Source organism: Mediterranea massiliensis, from assembly GCF_900128475.1.
Lineage (GTDB): Bacteria > Bacteroidota > Bacteroidia > Bacteroidales > Bacteroidaceae > Bacteroides > Bacteroides massiliensis_E.
Map to the genome: position 1 here is coordinate 498,903 of NZ_LT635835.1, position 8,313 is coordinate 507,215.

5 protein-coding genes and 1 pseudogene are annotated in these 8,313 nt (G+C 50.6%); all 6 read left to right on the forward strand.

What is annotated here, in order from left to right:
* The first annotated feature begins 3 nt into the window (after window positions 1-3).
* Window positions 4-3,135, forward strand: coding sequence for a type I restriction endonuclease subunit R (locus tag BQ7483_RS04550; protein ID WP_072544941.1), 3,132 nt, complete (start codon window positions 4-6; stop codon window positions 3,133-3,135).
* Between the two features lie 625 nt (window positions 3,136-3,760).
* Entirely contained in the window at window positions 3,761-4,591 is an 831-nt protein-coding gene (locus tag BQ7483_RS04560) for a DUF4121 family protein (RefSeq protein WP_072544942.1), read from the forward strand.
* A 12-nt stretch (window positions 4,592-4,603) separates the two neighbouring features.
* Complete coding sequence (locus BQ7483_RS04565; protein WP_072544943.1) at window positions 4,604-5,545, forward strand: hypothetical protein; 942 nt, start codon at window positions 4,604-4,606, stop codon at window positions 5,543-5,545.
* An 80-nt stretch (window positions 5,546-5,625) separates the two neighbouring features.
* Window positions 5,626-7,734 (forward strand): annotated as a pseudogene (locus tag BQ7483_RS04570) (N-6 DNA methylase); the annotation flags it as partial.
* A 54-nt stretch (window positions 7,735-7,788) separates the two neighbouring features.
* Entirely contained in the window at window positions 7,789-8,103 is a 315-nt protein-coding gene (locus BQ7483_RS04575; RefSeq protein WP_005801751.1) for a hypothetical protein, read from the forward strand.
* A gap of 12 nt (window positions 8,104-8,115) precedes the next feature.
* The coding region (locus BQ7483_RS04580; RefSeq protein WP_072544944.1) for a hypothetical protein at window positions 8,116-8,313 on the forward strand (198 nt) is incomplete at its 3' end.

The following is an 8,313-nucleotide window of genomic DNA, read 5'->3' on the forward strand; positions in this document are numbered from 1 at the left end:
GCCATGTCGTTCACAGAAGACAATTATGAAAAAGCGGTGATAGCCCTCTTCGAGCAGATGGGCTACCGACATCTGTATGGCCCCGACATAGAGCGCGACTATTACGTGCCGTTCTATGAAGAGCAGCTCCTGCTGAGCCTTGCCAACCTGAACAGAGGTAAACCACAAGCGGCCTTGCAGGAGGCTGTGGGCAAGCTGAAGGACATCGATACAGGAAGCCTGGCGCAGAAGAACGAACGCTTTATGGACTACCTGCAACATGGCATCGAGGTGTCGTACTTCGACGGCAGGGAGCAGCGCAACGACTTGGTGTATCTGATAGACTACGCACACACGGAACGCAATGATTTTCAGATTGTCAACCAGTGGACGTTCGTCGAGCATTCGGAAAAGCGGGCGGACCTGGTTGTGTTTGTCAACGGCCTGCCGCTGGTGGTGATGGAGCTGAAGTCGCCCTCGCGCGAAGAGACCGACGCTTCGGAAGCCTATCGGCAGCTGCGCAACTACATGCAGGAGATTCCGTCGCTGTTTGTGTACAACGTTTTCTGCGTGATGAGCGACATGGCTTGCTCGAAGGCCGGAACCATTACCAGCAAGGAAGACCGCTACATGGAATGGAAAACCAGGGACGGCGATTATGAAAGTACGGACTTTGCCGACTATGATACGTTCTTTGAAGGCATCTTCCAACGGGGACGGTTGCTGGACATCGTCCGTAACTTTGTCTGCTTCTCGAAAGACGAAGCGGGGGCAGCCAAGATACTGGCGGCCTACCATCAGTATTTTGCTGTGAAGAAGGCCATCGAGCGGACGAAAACAGCAGTACAGAATGACGGCAAGATTGGCGTCTTCTGGCACACGCAGGGCAGCGGAAAATCGCTTTCGATGGTGTTTTATGCCCATCTGTTGCAGGACGAGCTTTCGCAACCCACCATCGTGGTGATTACCGACCGCAACGACCTCGACGACCAGCTGTACACACAATTTGCCAAGTGCAAGGACTTCTTGCGGCAGGTGCCTGTTCAGGCAAAGAGCCGCGACGACCTGAAAGCACTGCTGGCAGGACGCGAGGCCAACGGCATTATCTTCACCACCATGCAGAAGTTCGAGGAGTCGGCCGAGCCATTGTCGCTTCGAAAAAACATCGTGGTGATGACCGACGAAGCCCATCGGGGGCAATATGGTTTCGAAGAGAAGATACGCATGACCCGAAACGAGCAGGGTGAAGAAGTGGCCAAACGCGTGGTGGGAACGGCACGAATCATCCATGACTGCCTGCCCAACGCCTCGTACATTGGCTTTACAGGAACGCCCATCTCTACGAAAGACAGGGATACGGTCGAAGTGTTTGGCAACTACATCGACGTGTACGACATGACGCAGGCAGTGGCCGACGGGGCTACTTGCCCTGTCTATTACGAATCGCGTGTGGTCAATCTGAATCTGGACGAGGCTACGCTGAAGGCCATCGACGACGAATACGACCTGCTGGCTGAAGAAGGGGCTACCGAAGAGCAGATCGAAAAAAGCAAAAAGGAAATGTCGCACCTGGAAGAAATTTTGGGTGCGCCTGCCACCATCGATTCCTTGTGCCGCGACATCGTGAAACATTACGAAGAGAACCGGCAGTATGAACTGACGGGCAAGGCCATGATTGTGGCCTATTCGCGCACGATAGCCATGAGCATCTATGACAAGCTGCTGGAACTGCGTCCCGAGTGGAGGGAAAAGGTGAAAGTGGTGATGACGGCCAGCAACAAAGATCCTGAAGAATGGCACGCCGTCATAGGTAACAAGCAATACAAAAAAGAGCTGGCCAAACGCTTCAAGGACAACAACGACCCGATGAAGATTGCCATTGTGGTGGACATGTGGCTGACGGGGTTCGATGTGCCGTCGCTGGCCACGATGTATGTGTACAAACCGATGAGCGGACACAACCTGATGCAGGCCATCGCACGTGTGAACCGGGTGTTCAATGGCAAGGCGGGTGGATTGGTCGTGGACTATATCGGCATTGCCAAGGCACTGAAGGAAGCCATGCACGACTATACCCGACGCGACCGCAAGAACTTTGGCAATCCTGACATCAAAGAAACGGCCCTGCTCAAGTTCAGGGAAAAGCTGGAGGTGTGTCAGAATCTGTTCCACAACTACGATTACAGCCGTTTCAGCACGGCATCGGACGCTGAATGTGCCCAAATCATCAAAGGGGGTGTAAACTTCATCCTGTCAGCCGACAAGCAGGAGCAACGGCAGGTATTCCTGAAGGAGGTCATGCTGCTGCATAACTCCATCACGTTGTGCCGCAGCCTGCTGAACGAACAGCAGCGTCATGAGGCTGCTTTCTTTGAAGCGGTTCGTACGCTACTCTCGCGGATGACAGGAAAAGGACGGGTTACCAAACACGAAATCAATGCAAGAATAGGCGAATTACTCAAACAAAGCGTCAGGAGTAACGGCGTCATCAATCTCTTCTCGGACGTGAAAGCGGAATTTTCGTTGTTCGATGCTGCTTTTTTGGACGAAATTTCCAAGATGAAGGAAAAGAATATTGCGGTTGAATTATTGAAAAGATTGTTGGCCGAACGCGTCTCGTTGTATCAAAAAACGAATATTGTACAGGCGGAAAAATTCTCAGACCTGCTGAACCGTTCTCTGTCCAATTATCTGAAAGGATTGCTTACCAACGAAGAGGTGATACAGGAACTTTTGGACCTGGCAAAAGAAATCTCGTCCTCCGAATCGGCAGGGAATGATTTGGGACTTACGAGGGAAGAGAAGTCTTTCTATGATGCCCTGACCAAGCCGCAGGCTGTTCAAGACATCTACACCAACGAGCAACTGGTGGCTATGACAAAAGAACTGACAGAAATTCTTCGTAAGAATCGTACGATAGACTGGCAGAAGAAAGAGTCTGCCCGTGCAGGTATGCGCAAGATGGTGAAACGTCTGCTGAAGAAATATCACTACCCGCCAGAAGAAGCAGCAAATGCACTCGAAACAGTAATCCGCCAATGCGAGCAATGGACGGATAATGAAGGCATGGCCAGTGAGCCGAAAACATATAGCATGCAAACGGTTTCCTATTCGACAGCTGCAAATTCAAGAACAGAATATGGAGAAAATGTGTAAGGAATAGTGACTATTTTCCTCTGCAATTACAAATTACAATTACAGTTAGCCGAAAGTGATTTTTGAGATTCTTCGTTTCTGCTCAGAATGACAGCGGGGATAGAATAATACAGGAGGCGCCTCGGCATAGTCAAATTAAAAAACTACGTTTTTCATTTGCCTCTCCTCTCACCTTTTTTTATATTTGTTGTAATCAGGTAGGTTTTATTTGACTATCAACAGATTGGATAAAACTCGCACGAGAACGGGCAATGGATAAGAAAAAGCCGGACTGTTCCGAACCGCCATATTTCTCATGCTTTCAAATAACTCTTTATCTCACTTGCAAAGATAACATTTCTTTCTGAAAAGGCCATATAAACGGCTGCAATCTTACGGAATAAAAACATATCGGGAAAAACGAGCATACCGTAGCCGAGTCCCCATAACCACAGGCAAAGGTAATTCGTGTTCTTCCCGTACAAGCAAGGCCAAGCCCTTCGGGTTCGTGGAAAAAATCATCCTCGCCCCGGAGGGCTTGCGGTATTTTTTCCCGAAGCCTTGCATGTACGGAACACGACCTTTTTAGGCCTGTAGTTATGGGAACTCCGGCCCCAGAAGCCGGACTAACAAAAAATCAAATGTTATGTTACAGGCAACAAAGAACAAGTACACGGTGGAAACACTCAAACCACTGAACATTCTGTACGATCATGAACACTGGCTGACACAGCAGGACGTGGATATGGCCAACGGCTATGTGGAACTGATAGAAAGGACACGCTCGGAAAAGACTCCACAGATAGGTGACAGACTCATCTATGTGGACAGATACGGGAAATATTACGGCAATGCCCTTATTGAAAACAATGATGAAGAGAGCGGTCGGATTTCCATCTGTGAAGAACCTTATATTCCCTTTGTATGGGAGCAGGACGCCAATATCCGGCTGAGCGTCAGCGGAGGGGCCTTCCACCATATTGACCCCAAGCAATTGAAATTCGTCAGATGGACGGAAGGTGCATTCAAGGACTGGGGAAACTGCGGAGCGTGTGCCAACGGTGCCGTCACATTCACGGCAAAAGTACCGTTATGGTCCTATTCCGAACCTGATCCGCTCTACGGTGATTTCACCACGGAAACATGGAGACAATATTATTTGACCAAGGACACGGGTCCGGACGCACGCAACCTATACCAGGGCTACGACATAGCTTTCAGGACCGAAGAGAACTTCCGGCAGTTCCTGAAGGACTATGAAGGGACTGTGTTCAAGGGCAACTGGGAAAACCAGATCGTACTCTGGTGTTTCCGACATGAAAACCGGTTCCTGCCGCAGCACGAATGGGACAAGATAGATGCCCCGGCCATGGAACGGCGTCTCAACTTCCATCCCGAACAGGTCAAGCTGGTCAAGGACATGGACAGCCACATCACCTACTGTTACCGTATCAAACCCGAAATTGACAATCTCTAAAACAATACAGTTATGCAGACAACAGCAACAAGAACAGCAGGCAGCCACACTGACCTGCTTACAGGTATCCTGAACGTGCAAGTAAGGAACGAGGACAAGATTACAGAACAGGACCGGCAGTATTGCCAGCTACAGCAGGACCAGCTCTACAGGACACTTGACCGTATCGACCGATGGTATGACATCTTCAAGGAAGAAGCGGAACGGTATCGGGAAATCAAGAGCTTCAAGTATGAGAATAACGGTAAGGTCTCCATACGGAATTTCTATTTCAACAACAGCGGGGAGGATGACTATACCCACAACGAATTCAAACCATTTGACCTCATCAACGAGCTTGCGGACAACAACTGCAATGCCAACGCGAATTTCGCGAGTCGCATCATTTCCTATTTCAACAGGACCTACAATGTAGATGTACCCATTCCTGTAATCGACGAGAAGGCCATGCGCATGGGATTCCGTCCGGTCTACCAGACTTACGTGGACATGGTCATTGAACACCTCGGCGGAAAAAGTTTCCGTGAGACCGCAGAGGAAGAACTGCTGGCCCGTTTCCTGAAAACGGTACAGCCTTCCCGCTGGAGCAAGGTGAAGCCCGAACTGAAAAAGGACAAGATAACTTTCCCTGACATCGTATCCTGGGATAGCATCCATCTGGAATACCACCGGGAATATGAGTTCTCGTATGACTGCGGAAGGAAAGTGGACATTTTCTGCGAAGGTATCGCATACGGAGCAGATGACGTGATAAACGGTTCAAGCGGTATGGTCATCGGCCTTGATAGACGCAATGTGGATATAACCGAATGGTACAACCTCACCCTGAGCAACGCAGAACAGATCAAGTTCTACAAGAACGGACGCATCGACGTACGCTTCAAGGACAGCCAGGCCGCAGAGAACTGCTACAGAAGGCTGCGGCTGGATGAAATCACACTCAGAGAAGAGTGATTCATGAAATACTTATTCAGACACCCCGTAAGACATCCTTGCGGGGTGTCTTCGTTTCCAACCATTAAAAAAGAAAAGACATGTATGCCATCATACCCCAACAGATTCCTCAGGACAGGCGTGCCGAGATCAACGAGAAAATCCTTTTCGCCATAGACTCCGGCAAGGACCTCGTTCCGAAGGAAAGCATCTACAACTGCTACACGGGAATCGGAGGACTGCACAACCTCAGGCAGTCGGATTTCACCAGCTACCATGAATACGCCGAGGCCAAGAAGGAATTCGAGATGGGACAGTTCTTCACCCCGCACGACATATGCCGGAGCATGGTGGAGACCCTTTCTCCGACATCGGCGGAAATGGTACTTGACATGTGCTGCGGCATGGGCAACTTCTTCAACCATCTGCCCAACCTGCACAATGCCTACGGATTCGACATTGACGGCAAGGCGGTGGCCGTTGCCAGATACCTCTACCCGGAAGCTCATATCGAGAAATGCGACATACAGCTGTACAATCCCGAACAGCGTTTCGACATCATTGTCGGAAATCCGCCCTTCAACCTGAAATTTGATTACAGGCTGTCGCAGGAATTCTACATGGACAAGGCCTATGACGTGCTCAACCCTGCCGGAATCCTGATGGTCATCGTCCCTCTCTCCTTCATGCAGAACGAGTTCTGGGAAAAGACACGCGTGGCGAAAATCAACTCGAATTTCTCCTTCATCGGCCAGACCAGGCTGGAACATTCAGCCTTCTCTACGGTGGGCGTACAGAATTTCGCAACAAAAATCATGGTATTCCTCCGCCGTTCCCTCCATATTGAAATGCAGCCCTACAACGCGGAAGAGTTTGTCAGCATGGATGAGCTGAAGAAACGCATAGCCGAAGTGCGGAAAATGAAACACCGGCTGCGCCTCCAGCTGATGCGGGAGTGCAACCATATAGACAAAGAAGAGCTGGAACAGTTCGAGTACAGGCTCGCCAAATACATGTACGAGCTGAAAGCCCATGCCGTGCTGAACAGGCATGTCGAAAAGGCGGAGGCGCTGGTGTCCAAATTCCGCAACCAGAAACCGCCGGAAAATGCCACCCGGGAACAGATAAAGGAATGGGAACGCAAGAAGCTGACCACCGGCAAGGTTCTCGGCATCATCCGCAGGTACATCACCTCGCAGAACGTGGTGCCGCGCAAGGAAGTGGCATTGGTGAAGACATCCTACGGCTTCAAGCTGAAGCAATATGCCCCGCGTCTGCTTGACAAGGTCACGCACAAGGCCGCAGGCATCAACGACCTCATACTCGGAAGGGCCGAACTCCCGATGCCGGAAAACGTCACAGAAAAGAACATGCGGCAGATCCGTGCCGCCAGTAAACTGATACGGCGCAAACAGAGGCAATACGAGACCCAGAATCTCCAGTTTGCGGAAATGCGGGAAGATGCCGGCCTGAAGGAATACCTGGACCGCACCACATTCATCAACAAGGACGGTGAAGTCTGCGAATTCACGGACTTGCAGAAACACGACCTGAACCTCGTGTTGCAGAAACGCTACGCCCTGCTGAACTGGCAGCAGGGTTCAGGCAAGACCGCCGCCGTCTATCACAGGGCGAAATACCTGCTCAAGTTCAGAAAGGCAAAGAACGTCATCATACTTGCCCCGGCCATCGCCACCAACATGACCTGGATACCGTTCCTTACCATAAACAAGGAACGCTTCCGTACAATACAGACCGCCGGCGACCTCAACAACATACCGGAAGGGACATTCCTTGTCGTCTCCACCTCCATGCTCCGGAAACTGAAAAGAGGACTGATGCGTTTCGTGAAACGCACTTCCGGCAAGCTGTGCCTTGTCTTCGACGAGTCGGACGAAATCACCAATCCCACATCGCAGCGTACAAGAAACATCCTGTGCATATTCAGGAGGCTCAGGTACAAGATCCTCGACACGGGAACAACCACCCGCAACAACATCGCGGAACTGTACAGCCAGTTCGAACTACTCTACAACAACTCCGTAAATATGATATGCTGGAGCCCGCAGGTCTACCACGAAAACAGGGACCACGAGATAGAGGAAGAGAACAACCCGGATTACGGAACACCGTTCCCCGCCTTCAGGGGGCATGTCCTTTTCCGTGCCTGCCACTGTCCGGGGAAAGCCACTGTATTCGGCATCGAGAAACANCCATTCCGTTACGAAATATTTGATGACAATTATGACTAAAAGACAAAAGATATGGAAATCAACTTCAAAGGACCTGTAATGCCTATCGACCCATACTCGCAGCTGGCATTCGTGGAAATACTGAACATACTACTGACGGCGGGACACATCGTGGACGTGAACCGCTTCCTCATAAGCAGGAATGTCAATCCGCAGTTCGGCTCACTGTCAGGCTATTTCAGATGGTCGTTCGCCGGAGACCATTTTACCCTCTGGCAACGCACGGACTACAATTCAACGCTATGTTTTAACCACAGGATACTCGATCTGCCTTTCGGTGTCCTGGCAGCAAAAGACAGCGGGAAAGACAAGGAAACGGCAAACTGAAAATGAAACGATATGGAAACTACGATAAAAATACCCAACCGGGAAATCGCGCTCGCGGCATTTGACAGGCTCCGCCGGGAAAAAAGGAAGGATGCCGCACTGAGGCTGGCCGGGTGTATGCTCAGAGGGACATACATATCCCTCGGCATCGGTGATACCGACTGGGAAATAGACACCGCACTGCACAAATGCGGCGGTGAGCCTAAAACC

What these genes read in the sequence shown, in the direction of transcription:
- BQ7483_RS04565 (WP_072544943.1), top strand. Translation starts at nt 4,604, where the DNA reads ATGCAGACAACAGCAACAAGAACAGCAGGCAGCCACACTGACCTGCTT.
- BQ7483_RS04575 (WP_005801751.1), top strand. Translation starts at nt 7,789, where the DNA reads ATGGAAATCAACTTCAAAGGACCTGTAATGCCTATCGACCCATACTCG.
- BQ7483_RS04550 (WP_072544941.1), top strand. Translation starts at nt 4, where the DNA reads ATGTCGTTCACAGAAGACAATTATGAAAAAGCGGTGATAGCCCTCTTC.
- BQ7483_RS04560 (WP_072544942.1), top strand. Translation starts at nt 3,761, where the DNA reads ATGTTACAGGCAACAAAGAACAAGTACACGGTGGAAACACTCAAACCA.